Source organism: Clostridium drakei (assembly GCF_000633595.2).
Taxonomy (GTDB): domain Bacteria; phylum Bacillota; class Clostridia; order Clostridiales; family Clostridiaceae; genus Clostridium_AM; species Clostridium_AM drakei.
Genome location: NZ_JIBU02000003.1, coordinates 1 through 25,135, shown reverse-complemented (window position 1 = coordinate 25,135; position 25,135 = coordinate 1). Strand labels below are relative to the sequence as shown.

21 protein-coding genes and 1 pseudogene are annotated in these 25,135 nt (G+C 28.5%); 2 read left to right on the top strand and 20 right to left on the bottom strand.

What is annotated here, in order from left to right:
- Positions 1-67: 67 nt before the first annotated feature.
- The 17 genes from ftsX to EG57_RS0201125 form a co-directional block, all read right to left on the bottom strand.
- Entirely contained in the window at positions 68-958 is an 891-nt protein-coding gene (gene ftsX, locus EG57_RS0201205; RefSeq protein ID WP_032075497.1) for a permease-like cell division protein FtsX, read from the bottom strand.
- The gene (ftsE, locus tag EG57_RS0201200) at positions 948-1,634 is read right to left on the bottom strand and encodes a cell division ATP-binding protein FtsE (RefSeq protein WP_032075496.1); all 687 of its coding nucleotides are present in this window, start codon (positions 1,632-1,634) and stop codon (positions 948-950) included. The genes ftsX and ftsE overlap by 11 nt, the downstream gene beginning before the upstream one ends.
- A gap of 210 nt (positions 1,635-1,844) precedes the next feature.
- Positions 1,845-2,786, bottom strand: coding sequence for a transketolase family protein (locus EG57_RS0201195; RefSeq protein WP_032075495.1), 942 nt, complete (start codon positions 2,784-2,786; stop codon positions 1,845-1,847).
- Positions 2,786-3,610, bottom strand: a complete 825-nt coding sequence (locus EG57_RS0201190; protein ID WP_032075494.1) for a transketolase — start codon at positions 3,608-3,610, stop codon at positions 2,786-2,788. Before EG57_RS0201190 ends, EG57_RS0201195 begins: the two co-directional genes overlap by 1 nt.
- A gap of 112 nt (positions 3,611-3,722) precedes the next feature.
- Positions 3,723-4,070, bottom strand: coding sequence for a type II toxin-antitoxin system PemK/MazF family toxin (locus EG57_RS0201185; RefSeq protein WP_007059241.1), 348 nt, complete (start codon positions 4,068-4,070; stop codon positions 3,723-3,725).
- Positions 4,030-4,347 carry a CopG family ribbon-helix-helix protein gene (locus EG57_RS0201180; protein WP_007059240.1) on the bottom strand — a complete coding sequence of 106 codons (318 nt, stop codon included), beginning with the start codon at positions 4,345-4,347 and terminating at the stop codon, positions 4,030-4,032. Before EG57_RS0201180 ends, EG57_RS0201185 begins: the two co-directional genes overlap by 41 nt.
- Before the next feature lie 475 nt (positions 4,348-4,822).
- Complete coding sequence (gene alr, locus EG57_RS0201175; RefSeq protein ID WP_032075493.1) at positions 4,823-5,983, bottom strand: alanine racemase; 1,161 nt, start codon at positions 5,981-5,983, stop codon at positions 4,823-4,825.
- A gap of 160 nt (positions 5,984-6,143) precedes the next feature.
- Positions 6,144-6,752 (bottom strand): germination lipoprotein GerS-related protein, encoded by a 609-nt coding sequence (locus EG57_RS0201170; RefSeq protein ID WP_242859780.1) that lies wholly within the window; start codon positions 6,750-6,752, stop codon positions 6,144-6,146.
- A 96-nt stretch (positions 6,753-6,848) separates the two neighbouring features.
- Positions 6,849-8,348 (bottom strand): bifunctional ADP-dependent NAD(P)H-hydrate dehydratase/NAD(P)H-hydrate epimerase, encoded by a 1,500-nt coding sequence (locus EG57_RS0201165; RefSeq protein WP_032075492.1) that lies wholly within the window; start codon positions 8,346-8,348, stop codon positions 6,849-6,851.
- On the bottom strand, positions 8,308-8,724 hold the full coding sequence (gene acpS / locus EG57_RS0201160; protein ID WP_032075491.1) for a holo-ACP synthase: 417 nt from the start codon (positions 8,722-8,724) through the stop codon (positions 8,308-8,310). The genes EG57_RS0201165 and acpS overlap by 41 nt, the downstream gene beginning before the upstream one ends.
- Positions 8,725-8,870: 146 nt before the next feature.
- Positions 8,871-9,218: a DUF6514 family protein gene (locus tag EG57_RS0201155; protein ID WP_032075490.1), complete on the bottom strand. Its 348-nt coding sequence runs from the start codon at positions 9,216-9,218 to the stop codon at positions 8,871-8,873.
- Positions 9,219-9,427: 209 nt separating this feature from the next.
- The gene (locus tag EG57_RS0201150; RefSeq protein ID WP_032075489.1) at positions 9,428-10,015 is read right to left on the bottom strand and encodes a hypothetical protein; all 588 of its coding nucleotides are present in this window, start codon (positions 10,013-10,015) and stop codon (positions 9,428-9,430) included.
- Between the two features lie 161 nt (positions 10,016-10,176).
- Positions 10,177-11,025, bottom strand: coding sequence for a YihY/virulence factor BrkB family protein (locus EG57_RS0201145; RefSeq protein WP_032075488.1), 849 nt, complete (start codon positions 11,023-11,025; stop codon positions 10,177-10,179).
- A gap of 568 nt (positions 11,026-11,593) precedes the next feature.
- Positions 11,594-12,517 carry a ribonuclease Z gene (locus EG57_RS0201140; protein WP_032075487.1) on the bottom strand — a complete coding sequence of 308 codons (924 nt, stop codon included), beginning with the start codon at positions 12,515-12,517 and terminating at the stop codon, positions 11,594-11,596.
- 277 nt (positions 12,518-12,794) lie between these two features.
- Positions 12,795-14,222 carry an APC family permease gene (locus EG57_RS0201135; protein WP_032075486.1) on the bottom strand — a complete coding sequence of 476 codons (1,428 nt, stop codon included), beginning with the start codon at positions 14,220-14,222 and terminating at the stop codon, positions 12,795-12,797.
- A 274-nt stretch (positions 14,223-14,496) separates the two neighbouring features.
- Positions 14,497-15,327 (bottom strand): DNA-binding domain-containing protein, encoded by an 831-nt coding sequence (locus EG57_RS0201130; RefSeq protein WP_032075485.1) that lies wholly within the window; start codon positions 15,325-15,327, stop codon positions 14,497-14,499.
- Positions 15,328-15,332: 5 nt separating this feature from the next.
- Positions 15,333-16,589 carry an ATP-binding protein gene (locus tag EG57_RS0201125; RefSeq protein ID WP_032075484.1) on the bottom strand — a complete coding sequence of 419 codons (1,257 nt, stop codon included), beginning with the start codon at positions 16,587-16,589 and terminating at the stop codon, positions 15,333-15,335.
- Positions 16,590-17,047: 458 nt separating this feature from the next.
- Here EG57_RS0201125 and EG57_RS0201120 point away from each other — a divergent pair, with 458 nt between their 5' ends.
- Positions 17,048-18,400: an APC family permease gene (locus tag EG57_RS0201120; protein WP_032075483.1), complete on the top strand. Its 1,353-nt coding sequence runs from the start codon at positions 17,048-17,050 to the stop codon at positions 18,398-18,400.
- A 122-nt stretch (positions 18,401-18,522) separates the two neighbouring features.
- Here EG57_RS0201120 and EG57_RS0201115 read toward each other — a convergent pair whose 3' ends face one another.
- From EG57_RS0201115 to EG57_RS0201105, 3 genes and pseudogenes are all read right to left on the bottom strand, one after another.
- Entirely contained in the window at positions 18,523-20,274 is a 1,752-nt protein-coding gene (locus EG57_RS0201115; RefSeq protein WP_032075482.1) for a GGDEF domain-containing protein, read from the bottom strand.
- Between the two features lie 202 nt (positions 20,275-20,476).
- Positions 20,477-22,611, bottom strand: a pseudogene (locus tag EG57_RS25105) (RNA degradosome polyphosphate kinase).
- 20 nt (positions 22,612-22,631) lie between these two features.
- Positions 22,632-24,170, bottom strand: coding sequence for a Ppx/GppA phosphatase family protein (locus tag EG57_RS0201105; protein ID WP_032075481.1), 1,539 nt, complete (start codon positions 24,168-24,170; stop codon positions 22,632-22,634).
- Between the two features lie 324 nt (positions 24,171-24,494).
- Here EG57_RS0201105 and EG57_RS0201100 point away from each other — a divergent pair, with 324 nt between their 5' ends.
- Positions 24,495-25,091 carry a Ppx/GppA phosphatase family protein gene (locus EG57_RS0201100; RefSeq protein ID WP_052037704.1) on the top strand — a complete coding sequence of 199 codons (597 nt, stop codon included), beginning with the start codon at positions 24,495-24,497 and terminating at the stop codon, positions 25,089-25,091.
- Positions 25,092-25,135 lie beyond the last annotated feature (44 nt).

Below are 25,135 nucleotides of genomic sequence, written 5' to 3'. Positions count from 1 at the left end.
ATTAAAAAAAATAAATTTGCACAAGTATTTATAAAAAATTAGCATGCAGTATTAAACTGCATGCTTATTAGACATCTAAAAACTTTCTTATAGAAGAAATACTGCCTGCTGCTCCTATAATCATACCTACTAATATGAATAAGCCAAGAATGTTAGTTAAAACATATTGAGGTTCAACTAATTGAATCATAACTAACCCTGATGAAACTTTTGTATAAGCCATTCTGTAAGCATAATATAAAATTATATCTGCTACTATACCGCCTGCAACTCCGATTATCATACCTTCAATTATAAATGGCCATCTTATAAACCAATCTGTAGCCCCTATATATTTCATTATACCTATTTCTCTTCTTCTTGAATATACTGTAAGCTTTATAGTATTTCCTATTAAGAATAATGAAACTCCCATTAATATTACAAACATTACACTTCCAACCCATTTTATAGTTCTTGTTATTGTTATAATCTTATTTACAATATCTCTGCCATCTTTTATTTCATCTATACCTGGCATACTTTTTATTGCACTTACAACATTAGATACTACTTCTGGCTTTTGGACCTTTATTATGTATGAATTGGGCATAGGATTGTCCTTATCCAATCCGTCCAGTAATCCTTTATTTTGTTCCCCTAATTGCTTTCTAAACTTTTCTATAGCCTGAGCTTTAGTTTCATAGCTAACATCTTCTACTCCATCTACATCTTTTATCTTCTTTTCTATATCTCTTTGCTGTAACATAGTTATATTATCTTTCAATATAACTTTTACCTCTACTCTTGACTCTACTTCAAGTATTCCTTGATTAACATTTTGTATAGTAAGCCAGAAAACTCCCAATATGAAAAGAGTTGCTGCAACCGTTGCTGCTGCTGCACTACTTATAGTTTTGTTTCTCTTTAAGCTTTTTAAAGCATCTACTATAGAGAACTTAATTGTACTAATCCTCATATCCGTATGCACCCCTTTTCTCGTCTCTTACTATAACTCCTTTTTCTATGGCTATAACCCTTTTTCTCATACTGTCTACTATGTCCTTAGCATGAGTGGCCATAACAACAGTAGTTCCTGCACGACTTATATCATTTAAAGTTTCCATAATATCCATTGAAGTTTCGGGATCCAAATTTCCTGTAGGTTCATCAGCAATTAATATTGATGGACTATTTACTATAGCTCTTGCTAATGATATTCTCTGTTGTTCTCCACCTGATAACTCATGTGGAAAAGCCTTATACTTATTAGCTAGTCCAACAAGAGATAAAACCACTGGTACTTTTTTTCTTATATCTTTTAGAGGTGCTTCTACTACCCTCATTGCAAATGCTACATTTTCATAAACATTTAATGTAGGAATTAATCTAAAATCCTGAAAAACAACTCCTATTTTCCTTCTATAATATGGTATTGATTTTCTCTTTAAATTTGTTATATCTGTATTATTTACTATTATGCTTCCATTAGTTACGTCAACCTCTTTTAGCAAAATTTTTATAAAGGTAGATTTTCCTGCTCCACTTGGTCCTACTAAAAATACGAATTCCCCTTTTTCTATATTTACATTCACATTAGATAAGGCAAATATATTATTATTATAAACTTTGCTTACATTATTAAACTGTATCATTCAAACATCTCCTTACATGCATATTAAGTTTACATAGCTTTTCTGCATTGCTAAAAATATTATAACATAATACGACATTAAATAAAAAACTATTATGCTAATTTTTTGTTAATAAAATGATACATATATGGCAAGCTAATCCTCAGATTTCAATTTATTTAAATTAAAAATGGCGGCATTTGTAATAAACACCACCATTTACATAATATTCTATTTCAAGCTTAATCCTTTTTTAACTGCTTTTACTATATCATCCGAAGTTAATCCATAAGCTTTTAAAAGCTCCGCAGGCTTTCCGCTTTCTCCAAAAGTATCCTTTATTCCTACTCTTACTACTGGGGTAGGAAGATTTTCACTTAACACTTCACATACAGCAGAACCTAATCCACCTATTATGCTGTGCTCTTCAGCAGTTATTACAACTCCTGTTTCTCTTGCTGAATTTATTATAGCATCTTTATCTATAGGTTTTATTGTATGTATGTTTACAATTTTAACCTTTATTCCTTCTTCTGAAAGAGTATTATATGCTTCTAATGCTGCATCTACCATTATACCTGTAGCAATTATAGTTGCTTCTTTTCCTTCTCTCAATGTTACAGCTTTTCCTAGCTCAAATTTATAATCAGGTCTATCATTTATAACTGGAACACCTGATCTTCCAAGTCTAACATAGCAAGGTCCATTAAGTTCACTTACAGCTTTAATTACAGCTTCTGCTTCTACTGCATCACTTGGGCATATTACTGTCATATTAGGTATACTTCTCATTAATGAAATATCTTCAACAGATTGGTGAGATGCTCCATCTTCTCCAACTGTTATTCCTGCATGAGTTGCACATATTTTTACATTTAATTTTGGGTAGCATATAGAATTTCTTATCTGTTCAAAAGCTCTTCCTGCAGCAAACATAGCAAAACTGCTTACAAAAGGTATTTTTCCACAAGTTGACATTCCCGCTGCTACTGCCATCATGTTACCTTCTGCAATTCCCATGTTTATGAATCTTTCAGGACAAACTTTTTTAAATTCTGCAGTTTTAGTTGATTTCGATAAATCTGCATCAAGTACAACTATATTTTCATTTTCCTGACCTATTTTTGCTAAAGCTTTTCCATAAGCTTCTCTTGTTGCTATTTTATTGGACATTATTCTTCACCTCCAATTTCCTTTAAAGCCTGCTCACATTGTTCCATACTTGGAGCATTTCCATGCCAGCCTACTTGATTTTCCATAAAGGATACGCCTTTACCTTTTACAGTTTTACATACTATCATTGTTGGTTTTCCTTTTACAGTTTTAGCTTTTCCTATAGCATCAATTAATTCTTCAAAACTATGTCCATCTACTTCTAATACATTCCATCCAAAAGCTACAAATTTATCAGCAATAGGTTCTGCTGACATTACATCTTTACATGGTCCATCTATCTGAAGTCCATTATAATCAACAAAAGCAGTAAGATTATCTAACTTATATTGAGCTGCTGCCATTGATGCTTCCCAAACTTCTCCTTCTTCTAATTCTCCATCTCCAAGTAATGTATATACTCTGTAATCCTTTTTATCCAATTTTCCAGCTATAGCCATACCAACTGCTGCAGATACTCCCTGTCCTAATGATCCTGTAGACATATCTACTCCTGGTACTTCATTCATATTAGGGTGACCTTGAAGAATTGATCCAATTTTTCTAAGTTTTTTTAATTCTTCAACATCAAAATATCCCTTTCTTGCAAGCACACTATACAATACAGGTGCCGCATGACCCTTAGAAAGAACAAATCTATCTCTATCTAAATCTCTTCCTTTTTCAGGACTTACATTCATTTCATCGAAATACAATGTTGTTAAAATTTCTACTGCAGATAAAGAACCTCCTGGATGTCCTGAACCTGATTCAGTTAGCATCATTACAATATCTTTTCTAACCTGCTGCGCTACTTTTTTAAGTTCTTCTATATTTTTTTTCACACTCTCAACCTCCTAATAAGCAAACAATTGCAATCTACTTATTATTTTATCACAAAACACCATTTTTATATACACAAAAAAATAGGGATTTAAAATCCCTATTTCAAGCTTATTACAAGCCCACACTTACTAAAAGTGCATCATCTACTTTTTTCATATCTATATCTGTCATATGACCTATTTTTTCTTTCAATCTTCTTTTATCTAAAGTTCTTATCTGTTCAAGCAATACTACCGAATCTTTATTAAGTCCATAGGCTTCTGATGAAATTTCCACATGAGTTGGAAGTTTTGCCTTATTTATCTGGGAAGTAATTGCTGCTACTATTACCGTAGGACTGTATTTATTACCAACATCATTTTGAATAATGATTACTGGTCTTATTCCTCCTTGTTCTGACCCCACTACAGGGCTTAAATCAGCATAAAATATATCTCCTCTTTTTACTATTGTTGTCATCAGCTAAATCACTCTCCGAAAGCTTTGCTTCATATTCTTTAAAATCTTTCATGTCATTTGCAAAGCCCATTTCTGCAAATTCTAGATTAAGTTGTGCCATCTCCTTATAACCTTTTTCCATCGCTGATATATTTGATCTCTTTTTCTCTTTAATATATAATATGATAGCTTCTCGAATAAATTCACTGCTTTTTTTGCAATCTTCTTGAAGTACTTTATTCAATTCATTATAAAGTGTTTCTGAGAGGTTTACCACTAATCTCTTTGAATTTGACATATAAAAATCAATACCTCCTATTAACTTAAGCGAAATATATACATATAAATTATAGTCCTAAAGCTATTAATGTGTCAAAGAAATTATCTGTATTTTCCCCATTTTTCTACTTGTATTTTTTACAAATAATCTCTTATTATTGCAAATATATTGTACTATTATGTATTATAAACATACAATTTTAATTTAATATGTACTACGATAAATTAATAAAAAGTGATTTAATATATATCTCCATAAAGTATTATGCCCAAATATAGCTATATTTAATATATTGTAAAAAATAAATTTATCTGCATAGCTATCAATTATTCAATTTAAATAAATTAGTTGCTGAATATTTTAACAAGCATAATTAAAATTTTCATAGAGACTGCACACTTAATTTAAATATATGTAATTTTTGTTGGATTTATAATTGTTATCAGACAGTAAAGGTATTTTTCCTTTACTGTCCTGTGAAAACTATTAGAAACTATATATAGTTTCTAACCTTGGTAATTTTTCCATCTTTAATATAAACTCTAGGAACCCTTTTACTTATCATGCACAATAATTCATAATTAATAGTTCCTAACATTGGTGCCATGTCATCAGCATCAAATTTAAGTGTCCCATCACTTCCCATAAGTATTACTTCGTCTCCTACTTTTATATCTTCTATTTCAGTAATATCTATCATACATTGATCCATACATATGTTCCCTACTACTGGTGCAAACTTTCCATTAACTATAACTTTTGCTTTTCCAGATAGCATTCTAGTATATCCATCTGCATATCCTAATGGCAATGTAGCAATAACACTTTTTCTTTCAGTTCTAAATTTTCTTCCATATCCTATATATTCACCCTTTTCAAGAGTTTTTATGTGCATTATATTCGCTTTCCATGTCATAACTGGTTTTATATCTAACATTTTCTTATCAACTTCTGTTGATGGATAGTATCCATAAAGTATTATTCCAGGTCTTGTCCCTTCATAATGTGTTTCTGGCAATTCCATTATTGCCGCACTATTAGCTATATCTCTCATATTCATTTTTACACCTTTTTCTTGCAGCTTTTCATAGAATGAATTGTACTTTTCAAACTGTTTATGAGAATAATCCTTGTCCATTTCATCAGCAGTGCAAAAATGTGAGAATAGACTTTCTATTTCAATATTAGGAAGTCTGCTTATTTTGCATACCTCTTCTATGCTATTTTCATTAGGTAAAAATCCAATCCTACCCATACCAGTATCTAATGCAACATGTATTTTAGCAACTTTATCTTTAGCTTGTGCCGCTTTAGATAACTCACTAGCATACTCATAAGAAGTTACTGCAGGTTCTATATCATATTCTAATAAATCATCCATTAGTGTATTTGGTGTAAGTCCCAATATCATTATATGACAGGAGATTCCACTTTTCCTCAATTCAATACCTTCACTTAATACAGCTACAGCTAGTCTTGTAGCGCCATTTTCTAAAAGTATTGGGGCTACTTCTAAAGCACCATGACCATAAGCATCAGCTTTTACGACACCTATCAGTTCTTTGCTTTTCGATTTTTTTCTAATGCTTTTCATGTTATATGTAAGATTATCCAAGTCAACCTCTACCCATGTAGGTCTAAAATTTTTAAACATAAATATCTCACCCTTCTAAAATAAAGTAAAAATTATAATATGCTTCCATACATATTAATTATACAATATTTTTAATACATATATCATTCAAATTGTTTAAAAAATTAAATTTATTTCAATTTTAATAAGTTGACCTTGCAAAATCCATATAAACATATTTCTATTCTATAACAAATAAATTCTTATTCAATTCCTTGTTGAAATCAAATTTAGAATATTGTACTTTAATTTTTTCAGTATCTCTCCAATCATATATACTTAAATATTCTGGTTTTTCATTATCCGCATCTATATATAAGTTAGCTTTATTAATATTTTTGTTATTACCTGGAATATCCAAAGATATAACTTCATACTTTTTATTATCTATAGTTTTTGAAGAAACTTTTATTTTTTCATTAGTATAAACGAGCCCTACATACTCACCTATAAAGCTCAATTTAAATACACTATCAAAATTTTTATCTGTACTATACTTAAATCCACTTTTCAAATCTTTTACGAATATATTATTATCTTTGTATACCATTACTCTATTATTTTCAAGTTCAAATCTATATCCATATCTTTTATCATAAAATTGTTTTCCTTTATAACTCACAGTTTGTTTATCATTTTGTATTTTCATATCCACATCACAGCTATAACTATCTAGATTTTTAAAATTTCCAATAATTTTTTCTGATTTGTCCTCATTGTTCTTACATCCTGATAATAACAAAAAAAATAAAAAGAACATAATAGTTATTATTAATAGTTTACGTCTCATTTTATTCCCCCTAAAAAACACTTATAATAGAGAGTATTAATCCATTATTAATAATATTCCTATATGTTCCTTTATAATAGTCTTAAATATTATTCTCTATTCTTGTAATTCTTTAATTATAAATGGTAAGTTATTTAATATATGTGTAGCATTTACACAAAACATTTCTTTTGACAATACCTCCCCACAATATCCATGAATAAACGCTGATATGCAAGTCGAATCCATGCTATTATATCCTTGGCCTATGAATGAAGCTATCATGCCTGTAAGACAATCCCCCATTCCTCCTGAAGCCATAGAACTATTTCCTGTAGGATTAATTATGGTACTATCCCCATCTGTAATTATAGTGTTATATCCTTTCAAAAGTATTACAACTTTATTCTTTTTAGCAAAAGCTTGAGACACCTCTAATCTGTGTTCTTTTATATAATCTACAGACAAACCAGTTATTCTTGACATTTCTCCTAAGTGAGGAGTTAAAATGACTTCACAGTTTCTATGTACTAAAATATCCAAATTATCTTTAAGTACATTTATAGCATCTGCATCTATAACCACTGTATTTTTAGCTCTGTTTAAAATATTTTTCAATATATTAAGAGTATTTTTATTATTTCCCATTCCTGGACCTATGGCTATACCATCGCTTTTATCTATAAGCTCTTCAATTCTACTTTCTTCTTCAAAAGAAACAGTCATAGCTTCTACTAACTTAGAGCTTAGTATAGGTTGAATTTCTTTATGACAACATAGTGTTACAAGACCCGCTCCACTTCTCACAGCACCTTCTGAACAAATATATGCTGCTCCAGTAAATCCTTTTGATCCTGCAAATATAGTAACTTTTCCATAATCACCCTTGTAACAATACTTATCCCTTTTTACCAAGTTATTCTTTATCATATTTCTATCCATAATAAATTCATTATTATGAAATTTATTTATAGCACTCTCTGGTATTCCTATTTTCTCTATAATTATTTTCCCTGTCACTTTGTCTGTTCCATAGTTTAAAAACCCTCTTTTATATAGTTCAAAAGATACAGTTTCATTAGCCCTTATACATTTACCTAATATTTCCCCTGTATTGCTATCAAAACCCGATGGAACATCTACTGAAATAATGTACTTGCTATTTTCGTTAATTATAGATATAACCGACTCAAATATCCCTTCCACATTCCTCGATAATCCTGTTCCAAAAATGGCATCTATAGTTACTTGATTTCTTTCTATACAATCTCTTAACTCATTAATGTCTTCTAAATTATCTACCTTATCAATATGAATCCCCATATTCTTCAATATATCATAATTAATTTTACAGTCAGGTTTCATATTTTCCTTTCCACCTACTAAAAATATCTCTGCACTTTTGCCCAAAATGTGTAAATGTCTTGCTATAGCAAATCCATCTCCACCATTATTCCCTTTAGTACACACTATGCAAAAACTATCATACTTATCTAAATCTATATTCTTTACAACTTTTAAAGCTGCATTTTCCATTAAAACAATTCCAGGCATATGTAATTCATTTATGCAATAGCTATCTATCATCCTCATTATTTCTGACGTTGCAATCTTCAAATTTATCTACCTCCATTGTAGCATAAGCTATGGCATTATCTAAGCTATGGGATATACTTACATGAATTTTATAATTACCACACTTTTGTGCTATCATTTTTGCTTTACCTCTCAATACAACTATAGGCTTTCCAGAAGCTGTTCTATCTATTTCAATGTCTTTAATTTCAAATCCACTGAAACCAGTACCCATAGCTTTAACTACAGCTTCTTTTGCAGCAAACCTTCCAGCAACAAATTCAGGTCTTAAATTCCTCACCTTAAAATACTCTATCTCATTCTTACTAAATAATCTATTTATAAAATTTGCATGTTTCTCCATAGCTTCCTTAATTCTTCTTATCTCAACTATGTCTATACCAACACCTAAAATCAAAACATCACCCCCATGTGTTTTATTAAATATTAGCCTTACTTAATATAATAAAGTAAAATTATTGATTTTAAAAGTATAAACTGTTATCTTTAATTACTACTACAAAGAAAAAAAGAGGATTTTTTCCTCTTCATTTTGTAAATATTTTAATAAGCAATATATTTTATTTCTTTATCAAAATCAACTATATAGTCGTCAATGTTTTCACCTAACACTTCAATTAAATGTATAGGTGATACACAATTATCATATAACAATTTTAATAAATTATGAACCTTATACCTTTGAGTACTTATACTTTTAACACAGTCTCTTTCTATATTTACTAACTTATCCTCTAAAAAGTCCTGTCTTTCAACTTCAATGCCATATGCCTGTACCTCTATGGTATCTATTCCATACGTTATTGAAAGTTTGCTTTTTAGCAACCTGTATAAATAATTATACCTCATTTTTTCCGTCTTTTGAGTTCTAACCAGATTTTCTACTATCATGATTTTGCCCCCCCATAATCAACTTCAACACTATATTAGCACATACTTTAAAAAAAATATGTCATTTCATGATAATGTTAATTATAACTTATCCCTCTTATATGACATCAAAAAGCTTCTAATACCAAATCTAACAACTTTGAAATTCCTTAAATGTAATAATTTTCATATTTTAACGTTTAGTATTGTCGAAACTACAAATACTTTGACTACATTTTATTTAAATAACAATTAATAGCTTCTATTAAAATTTCTTGCTCAATTCTTGTAAATTTACATATATCTTCCAATACAAGTATTGCTGTAATTAATACTAAACACTGATTCTCTTCATACTTTTCCAAATTGTAGAATTGTTTATACTTATCTGCTATTTCTTTTTTACATTTTATATCACTATACATACTTTTTAATGTGTTATTTAATTCACTAAAAGATAATATTAAAAAGTCTTTTTTAGATTTTTTATTACCGTTTACTATGTATTTAACTATTTTATTCAAAGAATCTTGTTTATAATGTCGTTCCATGTAAACTTTGTAACTGTTAGCTAAATGCCTTCCTACTATGTAACTATCTATTAAGGCTATTTCACCTTTTGTACTAAATATTATAGTTGCTTCTATATTAGATTTTCCTTCATCTTCTATTTCTTTAATCACTTCACTTATTTTCGTATTAAAAAAAGTAGTAAATTTAGAATCTAAAATAAAATATTCTAATTCTTTACTAGAACATTCCGTTATAAAATCATAAAAATTTTTATAAATTTTTCTCATATAGTCTTTATGGTTCAATTTATCACCCTCTAGAATAAGTTTTTAGTTCAGACATACATTTTATATTATTACTAATTTTTTTTTTTATATACTATAAAATTAATTATCAATCTTAATTAAAAAAAGCCATGGAATATAGGTTCACAACCTTAGTTCCATAGCTTTTTTCATATATTATACTAAGAAATATTTTTATGATTTTTTTTCTTTCCCTCTCTATCGAAAGCTAACGTTGCATTTAGCTCGCCTCCCATGACCACAGTAATTGATATAAAAAACAGCCAAGTTAATAATATTATTACAGCACCAATACTTCCATATATTTTAGAATAATTACCAAAATTATTTACATAAAAGGCAAAACCAATTGATACTGATATCAATCCAATTGTAGCAAATATTGCGCCATAACTTACCTCTTTCCATGTAAGTCTTCTACATGGAGTATAATGATATAACGCTGCCAATACAAAAACAGTTAATGTAATAATAATAATATATCTTACTACATTCCAAAGGATTTTAAATTCTTCTGAAAGCCCTAAATTGAATGCCATTGAATTTCCAATTATTTGACCAAAAACCAATAAAAAGATCATAGCAAATATTGCAATTACTAATCCTATAGTACACAATACAGAAGTGAATTGAACTTTTAAGAAACTTCTATGTTCCAACTCATCATAGGCTTTATTCAATCCTTTAATAACAGCATTAAAGCCACTTGAAGCTGACCATATTGTAAAGATTAAGCTAAAAGACATTAGATGAGGATTTTTATAATCTACCACTTCTATTATAGTATTCTTAATTAGCTCCAAGGCACTTCGTGGAATAATCCTATTTAATCCCACTAAAATATCTTGGCTATCAATAGAACTATATCCTAGAACAGTCATGAGAAATATTAAGAATGGAAAAAAGGCAAATATTAAACTGTATGCAAGTTGAGAAGATAATGCCAATACATCATCTTCATTGAATCTAAACATTAAATTTTTAATATCTTTAATCACTTGTTGCCTCATAACATAATCGCTCCTTTAATCCTCCCATTGTTTATTAAAAATTAAAAATAATTATTTTATTCAGAATATTGACTTTTGTCAATGAATATAGTATTATCTAATTAATCAATAGACAACCTCTAGACACAAGAACATATCTATTGATAATAAATAGGATCGAGGTGATACCGCCAGAAACTTAAAGTTTTATTCAATATTTTAATCTGTAGAAAGAAGAGGAATATACCAATGGGCATTTAATATTTTTTATATTATGTCTAGTAGGTTCTAATTCAAATAATATATTCCCTTAAATTTAATCTTTCTATTCTAATTTTTATAAGTATGTTTTTTAATATACTAAGTTAAAGTATTGAATGTATTGTTAAGTTAAATCGAGATCAATAAAAGTAAATTTTTCTATGTACCTGTTATGGTTATTCAGGATTTTAGATGATTACTATAGAAAGGATGGTTGTTAGAATTCAAATAGTTGAAAATGAGTTTATTGAATTAGGATCTACTTAGCAGCTGCTATGTATATGATAAGGGCATATACGAACCAGCTGCTATATATTTTTTCTTAATGTTACTCAAAATTTAAAGTTGATATTTTTCTATCTTCTCCTAAGAAAGTATTTTCAAATATATTTTTTGTATTTAAAATATAATCTTCAGGATTTGCAAGTGATGGACTAAAATGAGTAAGCCACAATTCTTTCACTTCAGCTTCTCTTGCAATTAGAGCAGCTTCCGAAAAAAGCATATGTCTATTTTCCAATGCTTTGGGAAGTTTTTCATCGTCTCCATACATTCCTTCACATACAAATAAATCTGATTTTTTTACAAATGAAACAAGTTCTTTTGTAGGTCTTGTATCTGTACAATAGCTTAATTTTAATCCTCTTCGTTCTTCACCCAATACCATATCTGGCGTGTATACTTTTCCATCTTTTTTTATAAGCTCTCCCTTTTGAAGTAAATTCCATAAACTTAGAGGTACATTATTAATCTTTGCTTTTTCAACATTAAATTTTCTACTTCTATTTACGTTTACGCTGTAAGCAAGACAAGGCATAGTATGGTATACAGGTTGTGCATATAATCCCATATTGCCAATTTGAATTATTTTATCTTCAAAATAATTTTCATCATTAGTTGGAAGTTCTATTAAATCTACATAATAAGGAAGCACTGGAGATACTACTGTAAGTCCTTTTACAACTCTACTTAACCCTTCCGGTCCAACTATATATAAAGGTTCTTTGCGTCCAGAATTTGCTATAGTAAGCAAAAGTCCAGGAAGTCCAATTACATGATCAGCATGATAATGAGTGAAACAAATTACACTTATATCTTTAAATCCCCAACCTAAAATTTTCATAGATACTTGAGTTCCTTCTCCACAATCTATTAAAATTTTTTCACCTTTATAGGATATTAAGAGTGAAGTTAGATTTCTATTAGGTGTAGGCACATTCCCACCACACCCAAGCAAGCAAATATCGACCATAACGTACCTCTTTTCTTAAAATTACTTATTTTTATCATATCGTTTTTACATAATTTAATTGTATCATGCGCTACCTTTATATGTAAAATACCTATATGGAATTTTCTAATATAAATATTGATAATAACTAATCAAAATAATAAAAATGACTCTAGCATATATTTTCAAGCTAAAGTCATTTTTTTTAATAATTTATTGATTTGTAAAAGTCTGTCTTTTCCATCTTTTAAATTGCATTTATAAATAATTTTATTTTTTTACATAGTTATTAAAATAATTAAGCACCTTTTCTTTCTGTTTCTCCTGCTTTACTAAAGCTGCCATCGCCTTCTTGCAATAAACTATGCTTGTGTGAATACGTTGCATAAACAATTATACCTAATGCAACTGATACACCGAAGTATACCCATGTTGTTTTTGATAAGCTAAGCATAAGGAATACACAACATACTACTGCAATTAAAGGTAGAACTGGAACTAAAGGTACTGTAAATTTTCTTTCTAATTTTGGATGAGTTTTTCTAAGCACAATTATAGATATAGCCACAAGCGAGAATGCTGCTAGAAGAATCATGTTTGTCAAATCTGCTAATTGTTTTATATCCGCAACACCAGCTAATATAGCACCTAAACATCCTACTACCCAAGTTGAAAATACAGGAACATTTGTTTCTTTATTTACACTAGAAAACTTTCCTGGAAGCAATTTATCACGACTCATTGAGAATAATATACGTGATGCTCCGTAAACGTATGCAAGTACTACAGCCAAAATCCCTATAACCGCACCTACTGAAAGTAAAGAAGCTGCCCAGCTTTGACCTGTAGAACTTAATGCATAAGCCATAGCATCACCAACATTTAAATTTCTATAATCAACCATTCCAGTTAAAACTAAACTAACTATAACATATATAAATGCACATCCTAGCATTGAACCAATAATACCTCTTGGTAGGTTCTTTTGAGGATCTTTTACTTCCTCAGCAGAAGTTGAAACTGCATCAAAACCAGCAAAAGCAAGGAATACAGATGCTGCACCAGCAAATACACCTTTAAAACCAAACGGCATAAATGGCTGCCATCTTACTGGCTTTATAAAAAATGCACCTACAATTATAAATAAAGCTATAACAGCAAGTTTTGTGAATACCATAAAATTATTTATTTTTTTACTTTCCTTTGTTCCTCTGGATAATAAGAAAGCAATAATTAGCACTACAACAACTGCTGGAATATTCATTATTCCACCTTGACTTGGAATGCTTGAAAAGGCAGCTGGCAACTTAATTCCAAATTCTTTTAATAAACTAATAAAATATGATGACCAACCACTGGCTACAGTTGCTGCGAGCACCGTATATCCAATAAAGAGTGTCCAGCCAACTAAATGAGCAATAAATTCACCTAAAGATACATAGATATAAGCATATGCGCTTCCTGATGTTGGAATTGACGATGCAAATTCAGAATAACATAAAGCTACAAGTGTACAAGCAATTGCAGATGCAATAAATGATAAAACTACAGCAGGACCTGCATCTCTTGCAGCTACAACACCTGCTAATACCATTACTCCAGTTCCAATTGTTGCGCCAATACTCATTATAGTTACATCAAATGCACTTAAAGTTCGCTCTACAGAGCTACTCTTATTATTGTCTAAAATAGAGTTTACGTCTTTTTTTCTAGCAAATAATTTCATATGATGACCTCCCTTAATAAAATATAAATAAAAAATTTATTTGAGTAATTAGTTTTTCAATTAGATAAATTGCAATTAAATTTATTAGTAATTGCATAATTGATTATAATAGATTGACTACAAAATACTTCAAATGGCTTCAAATGGCTTCAAAATACTTAACAAAAAAATAAAATACTTTTAAAAATTTAGAATTTTTAAAAGTATTTTATTGAATATTATGTGATTATGACCATAATCTGTAATCATTATCATCCAATATTTAACAACTTTTCTAGTACTCTTCACACTGAAGTAATAATCCTTCAAAGAATTTATTTATTATTACCTTTCCACCAGTTTTGTTTTTTCCCTTTATATAATCCATTTCAGCTTTAACACTTGCAAAATCGAACATACCCTTCGAGTAATCTTGAAAACTTTCATTATAATAGTCTTCTATTCCTATATATGCAAGATTAGTTAGCCCAGTCTTAATTGCTCTTCTTATTCTTTGTTGTATTGTTTTAGGATTGTCTCCAAGCATAGAACTTAATTCATTAAAATTACATTCATCAAATGATTTTTTGGTTTCCAATAAATAAATGCAAATTTTTATAATATCATTTGTTCCTTTTTCACCTAACATTCCAAATCTACTTAAAACATGTTTGATTATCTTAATATTATTATCTTGTGACTTTTTTTGAGGACTAACATCTTTAAATACTTTTTTTATATTATTAAGCATATTTTCAATTTCAATTCTTTCGGCTACCTTACTTGTAACCTTTTCAACTTCAATTTTATTAATAGGTTTATTAATAAAAAACTCAATACCAGAATTATAGGAATCTGCTACCAATTTTACATCTGATACCTGTGAAATCATTATAAATTTAATTTTCGGTTTCAATAACTTTACTTCTCTTACTAAACTATTGCCATCTAGCTTAGGCAAAAGCAAATCAACCAATACAATATCCGGATTACAAACTAATATTTCTCTAAGAGCTGTTTCCCCATCATTGGAACTTCCTATCACTTCACCTGACCCATTTTCTTCAAGTAAATTAGTCAATATCTTAACAATGCTCACGTCATCATCAATAATATAATATTGCATTATACTTACCCCCTAAATGAACTTGTTGGTATTTTTACTGTGAAGGTTGTACCTTCATTTTCTACAGACTCAACATATATACTCCCTTTAAAAATATCTTGAACTAAATCCTTTACTAATGTAAGACCTATTCCTCTACATATACTGCCACTTTTATCGTACTTTGTAGAAAAACCAGGATTAAATATAAAATCTAAGTTCCCATCATTTATACCTGTCCCATTATCAGTTACAATAAAAATATATTCACATTCTTGCTTTTCAATTCGCAATTTAATTAATCCCTTTTCTTTATTATCTATAGCTTCTATACCATTAAAAATAAGATTTCTTATTATTGATACCAAATAAAAATGCTGAGAAACATAAAAATTACATTCCACTTTAAAATCAAGTTCTATATTTAATTTTTTTACAACTATATAATCTTTCGTATATATTTCTAAAATACTTATAACATCCTTTATTTTCATATGCTCAACATCTATTTTTTCATTAGACATCTCTTCAAGTCCTCTCATAACTCTAATGTAATCTTTTTTAATCTCATGAATATCTTTAGCAATATCAAGCGTGAGATTTTTCAGTTCTCCAGGATAATTATTTTTAGAAACAATTTCATATGCTGAAAATGACTTTTTCATTACATCTTCTATTTCAGCTGCATTTTTATTCATAAAATATATTTCACTCTTAAAACTTGAAGTTAACAATATCAATTTTCTGTAACGTTCCTCATGTTCTTCTTTTACAAGAAATGATTTATAATATTTCATTAACATTAATATAATCAAAGTCACTAGAGTTCTTACACAAGCTACTATTAAAAGAGCTTTAATCATATTACTGTTTTCTCCATTGGTTCTAGTTCTAATACTTATTTCAACAACATTTGAAATAAAATCACACCAAAATACTGAAAGTATAAATTTAGTTAAATCTTTATTTTTACTCCTATAGTATAAGAAGTAAAATAGACACCCAAAAGTAGCATAAAACATTATTTCTGGTGTAGTTATTTTAATGGTTTTCATAATATCCATGTTGCTACAATAAATCCATACTGACCTATAAAGTGTTGTAGAAACTCCTGTAACTATTGCTGTTACTATTGGATTCAATTCAGTATAATTATAAAGAAATACAGAAAATATAATTGCTGAAAGAGCTATAGTAAAATCTTGAATTAAAAATCCAAAATAAATCTGAGATGCTACAACTACACCAATTACAACTGTTAAAGTGCGTTTTAATTTTTTCATATTATACATTTTCCTTTCATTTTTTCGAGAAATTTAATGGTTCAAAAGCCACTAATAGGTGCAGCAAATATTGCAACTCCATATACAAAAATTTCCGAATACTTTTATACGGTATTTTAATATAACAAAAAGAATACATTATAAATTTATGTATGTCAAGGCTTGGAAAGAGTTGTGTTAATGCCTATTATAAAACTATCATTACTTTTGTATTATATGCTTATTTAAACATATCAAATAAATCAATGACATCTAAATTTTAATCTATTTATTGCAATAACTCTTTTTAGTGAAGTACAAAAATTCTTTTGCCAATTTACAAAAACATACATTCTTAATCCTTAATAATATTATTACAATTAATTTACATATTCTATTAATTTAAGAGTCTTGATTTTATGACTGCAAAGGTTTAAAGTATAATAAAATATGAAATTTGGAAAAGAGGTGGTTTATTTATGGAAACAAAATTAGAAAAAAGATACGGTCTTATCACAGCTATAGCTATGGTAATTGGCATAGTTATAGGAAGTGGTGTCTTTTTTAAAGCAGAAAAGGTTTTAAATGCAACTGGAGGAAGCCTTACACTAGGTATCCTGGCTTGGATTATAGGTGGTATTATTATGATTTCTTGTGCTTATACTTTTGCTGTAATGGCGACTAAATATCAATATGTAAATGGTGTAGTAGACTATGCGCAAGCTACTTTAGGCAAAAAATATGCATATTATGTTGGATGGTTTATGGCACTAATTTATTATCCAACATTAACATCAGTATTAGCATGGGTTTCTGCTCGATATACTTGTGTATTATTTGGATTTCCAATTACAGGTGGAGAATGTATGACTATTGCATGTTTATATTTAATAGCAAGCTTTGCATTAAATGCATTATCTCCTATCTTAGCAGGCAAATTTCAGGTTAGTACAACCGTCATAAAACTTATTCCATTAATTTTAATGGCCATAATTGGTACAATAGCAGGTATGGGCAATGGTATGATTAAATATAACTTTACAACTGTAGTAAAGCAAGTCAATCCTTCTACTGGACTTTTTACCGCTGTTGTTGCTACAGCATTTGCTTATGAGGGATGGATTATCGCTACAAGCATCAATGCTGAACTAAAAGATGCAAAGAGAAATCTTCCAATAGCTCTTGTTGGTGGAACTTTTATAACTATGGCAATCTATATACTTTACTATATTGGGTTATCTGGTGCAGTAGCAAATAAAGTTATGATGGCAGGTGGTGAATCAGGAGCTAAACTAGCATTCCAAACAATCTTTTCATCGCTAGGCGGTTCTTTACTATTTGTATTTGTTATCATTTCTTGTCTTGGAACTTTAAATGGATTAATGCTTGGATGTACTCGTGGTATTTATTCATTAGCAGCAAGAGGTCTTGGTCCAAAGCCAAATATATTTAAACAAGTTGATAGTATCACAAATATGCCAGCAAACTCGTCTATATTTGGATTGCTCCTTTGTGGTATATGGTTATTATATTTCTATGGTGCTAATTTAACCAAGCCTTGGTTCGGCTTTTTTTCTTTTGATTCTTCAGAATTACCTATAGTAACTATTTATGCAATGTATATTCCTATTTTTTTAATGATGATGAAAAAAGAAAAAGATTTAAGTTGTTTCAAAAGATTTATAGCACCTACTGTTTCTCTAGTAGGATGTATTTTTATGATAATTGCCGCTTGTTTTTCTCATAAAATTGCAGTTGTTGCATATCTGATTATATTTGCAATTATAATGATTTTTGGCAGCATATTTTCTAATAAAAAAACTGTGGACTAGATTTAATAAATATTATAATAAACATAATGTATCAAGAGAGTTAGTATGCTTTTAACTCCTTGATACATTTTATTTTCCATGTATCATAGACTTTTTTGCTTTATGATTACAAGTCATATTTATTATTTCAACATATTTATTCTATAATTGCTATGTCTTAATCCTTTTACTATTTTTTTTATTGATGATGTATTTTTAGCTATATCATTAGAATTAGCAAAAGAATAAAAATCACCATATATACCTGCGATAGATATTGATGTAATATCAAATATATCTTTCTGCCCTTTCCTATCAGTTGCAATTATATATGAATTTTCTTTATCCTTATCATTAAAAAAATCTAAAATCTTTTTATCAAATTCCTCTATTATACTTTCACATAAATTTTTGCAATCATCATAAGCTTCATCTATAATAGCAATAAAATCATCCCCACCAATATGTCCTACAAAATTATTATAATTACTACTATAGTTCACATACTTTTGTATAAGGTTAGCTGTAAATTTAATTATTTTATCACCATTTTCAAACCCATAATTATCGTTATATACTTTAAAGTTATCTAAATCAAAATATAATACACAAAAATTACCCTTACATGATAATATATCCTTAAGCCTGTTTTCTATTAATATATTCCCTGGAAGTCCTGTAAGCGGATTAAGTTCCTTAGCATAATTTCTCTCCAATGTAGTTGTAAATTGAAGCAATTTTTTTACTGTTACAATACCAAAATACTTTGAATCTTTGGTAACAATAATATAATCATATAAATTTTTATCTTGCCTTTCCATGGCTGCATTAGATACATCACTTACAGGCGTATTATAATCTACAATTAATGGATTTTGGTCCATAACTAAAGTAACTGAACGTTTTAGAAATATTGATAATCCATATTGTGTTGCCAACATAGAGTCTAAAGAATGCTTCATTATAAGTCCCACTGGAATGTAATTATCAACTATACACACTCCTGTAATAGATGTAGTATCAAAAAGTTCCTTTAATTTGAAACAAGGAGTATTCATATTAAAAGCAGCATCTTTTCTGACAATTTGACCTATAAAATTATTAAAATGTAAGTTATTTTTATACTGTTTATGATATTTCAATATTGTGTTTTTAACACCTTCTTTAATGTCAATTAATAAATCAGATGGACGTTGAATAAAATATCCTTGTCCAATATTAACTCCTAATTCTATTAGTTTGGCAAGTTCTTCTTCTATTTCTATTCCTTCTGCTATTAATTTTATATTCGTATTATCTGCTAACTCAACAAGCATTTTTATTAAATGCTGTTTAAAAGAATCTTTATGAATATCTCTTATTAAATATATATCAATTTTTATATAATGAGGTTTTGTTTCCGAAATCATCTTTAATCCAGAATATCCAGCGCCAGCATCGTCAATTGCTATCTTATAACCTTCTTCTACATAGTTGTCAAGTGCTGCTCTAAAACTTTTGTAATCCTTAATACATGTTCTCTCTGTAAGTTCAAATATTATTGATTCTGGACACATATTATATTTATGCAAAAATTTTTTTGTAAACCCTTTTCTAAATTTTTCATCCTTAAGAATCAATGGATCAACATTAAGAAATAATAATTTATTTGTATCAATATTACAAGCTTTTTCTATAGCCTTACTTCTACATAAACATTCTAAATCCCAAAGTTTATTAAGAGCCTCTGCAGCAGTAAATAACTTTTCAGGATTAGATAATGGTGAATCTTTAGGGCCTCTTGTTAAAGCTTCATATCCAACTATAGTACCATCTTTCAGTGAAACAATAGGTTGAAATACAATAGTTATGTCTTTATTATCTAAAATCTTTTTAAGTTCTTGAGACATATCCATAAAGTTTTCTCCTCTTCAAAAATTTAAATATAAACTTGAATTAAGAATAACATTTTTATGTTACCAAAATATTAATATAATACAGAAAAAATTACTACAACATTTTTATTGCAGTAATTAAAATTTAAATCAGTTATATTTATTTTTCACCAATCCATATAAAAACTGCTATTTATATGACTATAGCTCTTTTTACATTTTATTACACAGAATTAGCAAATCTAGGCTCAAATCCATTTTCAATCCAACGTTCTTTATTACAATGTAATTTTATTTGTTTATTAAAATCACCTTCAACTGCAGCATTTAAAAAAACTTTTTGACTATTTACATTTTCTTTTCCTCTTCTATCAATTCTAGTATAATATCCATCTGTATTTAAAATTCTAGCTTTTACTGTGTCAGATAAAGAAATGTCTAAAATTTGTTTTATCTTAAATACAGCATTTCTATCTTCAACTGGAAACAACAGTTCTACTCTTCTATCTAAATTTCTAGTCATCAAATCAGCACTGGATAAATAAATTGTCTCATCACCATTATTATAAAAATAATAAATACGACTATGTTCTAAAAATCTTCCCACAATACTTCTTACAGATATATTTTCACTTACTCCTGGAATTCCAGGTCTTAGGCAACAAACTCCACGTACGATCAAATCAATATTTACTCCAGCATTTGATGCATTGTATAAAGCTTCAATAATCTGTGTATCTACTAAAGAATTCATTTTTGCAATAATTTTAGCTCTTTTTCCCATTTTTGCATTTTCAGTCTCTTCTCCTATAAGATAAAGAAATCGCTCTCTTAAATTTAAAGGAGCTAGACTTAATTTATATAAATCAGTTGGCTGAGAGTGACCTGATAACATATTAAATATGGTAGATGCATCTGAACCTATATAAGGGTTTACAGTAAATAATCCCAAGTCTGTATACAATTTAGCTGTAACATCATTGTAATTACCAGTACCCAAATGAACATAACGGTTAATTCCAGCATCTTCTTTACGAACAACAATTAATATCTTACAATGAGTTTTAAGTCCAACTAATCCATAAATCACATGACACCCTGCTTTTTCCAAGCTTTTTGCCCAAATAATATTATTTTTCTCATCAAATCTTGCCTTTAGTTCAACTAAAACTGTAACCTGTTTGCCTTGTTCTGCGGCATTAATTAAAGCCTTTATAATAGGAGAATTTCCGCTTACACGATATAGAGTTTGCTTTATTGCTAAAACATTTGGATCTGCGGCTGCTTGCTTTACAAAATCAATAACTGGTTCAAAGAATCATAAGGATGATGTAATAAAATATCGTTTTTAGAAATTGATTCAAATATATTATTAGTTTTTAAAAACTCATCAGAAACTTGAGGTTTCATATGAGAATATAGAAGATTATTATATCCTATTTTTTTGATAAACTTCATCAAAAAAGTTAAATCAATAGGCCCGTTAATTTCATATTCTTGCTCCTTAGAAATTTCTAATTCTTCTTCAAGAATATGAAGTAACCTTTTATCCATACCAATTTCAAGTTCTACCCTTACTACATTTCCCCATTTACGTTGCTTTAATGATTCTTCAATAGCATCTAGTAAATCTTCTGCTCCTTCCTCATCTAAAGTTAAATCCGCATTACGAGTAATACGATAGCAGCTTGAAGCTATAATCTTGTGACTATTAAATAGTGAACTCAAATTCATCTTAATAATATCTTCTAAAAAAACAAAAGCTTTTCCATTATCATAAGGAACTTCTATAATCCTTTCTAATACTGATGGTACTTGTATAGTAGCAAAAATCTGCTCATCAGAAGCCTCACCTTTTTGTAATAACAAACCAATATTTAAGCTTCGATTTAAAATTAATGGAAATGGACTACTAGTATCAACTACCATAGGTGTTATTACTGGATAAATGTCTTTGAAATAATACTCTTTAATATATTGACATTGTTCTTCATTGAGATCTTTAGGTTTTAAGAAAAAAATTTTTTCTTTTCTTAAAGCTAATTTCAAAGAACGATTATAACAATTTAATTGATCATAAACTAATTTATGAACACGTATAGATATCTTTTCCATTTGACATACTGGTGTTAATCCTGCAGCATCTGGCTTATTAAACCCAGCAGTAATCTGATCGCATAAGGAACCTACACGAATCATAAAAAACTCATCTAAATTAGAACTGACAATAGACTTAAATTTTAATCTTTCAAAAAGTGGATTACTAGTATCTTGAGCTTCTTCTAACACTCTTTGATTGAATTCTATCCAACTTAATTCTCTATTTATGAAATTTTCAGGTGAATAATAAACATTCATTTTTTTCTTCCTTTCTCAGATTATATCATTGGTTTTATACCTAATACTTCTTCAAAAAAATCCGAATTATTTATAAAATTCCATTCTTCTAAAATAATATCTTCATCAGCAGATAAATTAAAGTAAAGTATATCTTTATCCTGAATTAGTCTTAATTCACTTATTTTTTGAAGATGAGATATGTCTAAAGCTTCTGATAACCTTAAAACAGCAGCTAAAATAGAAACTGTCATTTTATCTTTATCAGATAAAACAGAGTAATTTTTATGTGATTGTTTAGGAGTTTGTTCTGAATGATATCTTGCTATATTAGCTATCAACTGCAAATCTCTATCAGAAAGGCCAATAATGTTTTGACTACGAATAATATTATAGGATTGAATATAATGATTAGATGCATCTATAAAGATTCCCACATCATGAAGAATAGAAGCTATCTGTAAATAAAGCCTTTCTTTTTCTCCAAGTTTATGAAGTTTTTTAGTTTGATCAAATATAGATAAAGCAATATTTTCAACAAAAGCTACATGTTTTTTATTAATTCTATACTTTTCACCAATATACCATACAGAACTAATAATATGATTTTCAGATTCTTTTCTCCTATCAATTTGAAGCAATTCCTCTGATAAATCATACAAAACACCTTCCCTCAAGGATACTGTTGAAATCTGTACATTTTTACTATTAGTTATCTTTAAAAAACAATAAAAAATTAGAATTGAAGGTAAAAGCAGCTCAGCAATCTTATATGAAATACCATATGTAAATCTTATTTGATCATTTGTCATATTCTGAATATTCTTATATAATTGTATGAACTCTTCTCTTTCTATAAAATACCCTTTTTTCATAAAACCTTTTTTATTCTTTGTATCTATAATCTTTAAAATTGTTTTAAGCTCTCCTCCTGCACCTATTAAACATTCAAAATTAAGATTCTCTATGGATGATTTTATAGAATAAAGCTTATTTTCAATAAATTGTTCCATTATTTCAGGAAAATCCATTGTTTTTGTTTCTAATTCTCCTAAAGTTTCTCTAAGACGCAAAGATCCTATCTTAGATTGTTCACTAAACTTTAATTGCCCTTCCTCATAAATTGATGCTTCAACAGCACCAGAAGTAATATTTACAACTAATATTCGTTTTAGAGCACTTAAATTAGAATTATAACTAATTGCTTTTAACATATAGAAACGTTCTTCCGCTGAATTAATACATTGAACATTCAACCCTGTTCTAAGTCGAATCTGTTCTAAAATATACTGTTTATTTTCCGATTCTCTAATTCCGCTAGTAGAAATAGCTTTATAAAATTTTGTTTTATAATCCTTTAATAATTGAGCAAACCCTTTTAAATCATTACACGTTTCATGCATAGTTTGTACAGAAATTCTTTTAAAGTTAAAAGTATCTTTACCTATATTAGTTGGTTTAACTGCATCTTCCAAAATTTTTATAGTTTTATTAACATTAATTTCTGCTATACTTATTCTTAAATAATTAGATCCTATATCAATGACAGCAATAATATCTCCTACTTTAATTTTTGTCATAAAGTCTCACCTTCTTAATACGTATTAAAATATTACATATTTGTTATAATGATTTTCTCATATTATTGATTTAATTATAGTATATTTCTAAATGAAAATTGTCCAAAATTACATTTTTAATTTACACTTAACATAGAATTAACATAACAATAACAAAAGATTGTTATTTGCAATAACTTAATTAAATTATTGCAAATATCATAGATATTCAATAAAATTAGAAATAAGTTTATTAATATTTCATGTTTATTATTAAATATAATAGTGGCTGTGTACTCAAAAATAATTAAGGTGTTTTCTGGAAGCACAGGAAAGGGAGATAATATGGAACGAATAGCAATTATTGATATAGGCTCTAATTCAATACGATTAGTACTTGTACAGATTAATAAAAACAATTGTTTCAGCATAATAGATGAAGTAAAGGAAACCGTACGACTTGGAAAAGATATGACTATTTATGGGGAGTTAAATCCTTTAAGAATTGAAAAAGCTATTAAAACATTATCATTTTTCAAATATTTATGTGAAACCCAGAATGTAACAAAAATTATCGCAGTAGCAACAGAAGCAGTACGTAAGGCATCAAATCAAGTGGATTTCATGAACATGGTTAAATCAGAATTAGATATAGAAATTCAAATATTACCAGGTACATCGGAAGCTTACTATGATTACTTTGGTAATATAAATAGTATGGATATTACAGATGCACTTCTATTGGATATTGGTGGCAGTAGTACGGAACTTATTTGGGTAGAAAAAAGAAAACTTAAAGCCTCAATAAGCCTACCTTTTGGTGCAATAAACTTGACAGAAAGATTTTCTTTGCATAAAGCTATGAATGAAAAAACAGAAAAAGATTTAAAAGAATTTGTACTTTCCTTCTATAAAGATATACCTTGGTTCACTAGTGTTTAATTTTTAGAAAATATTTCAATTGACATCTTTATTATAATCGTTTT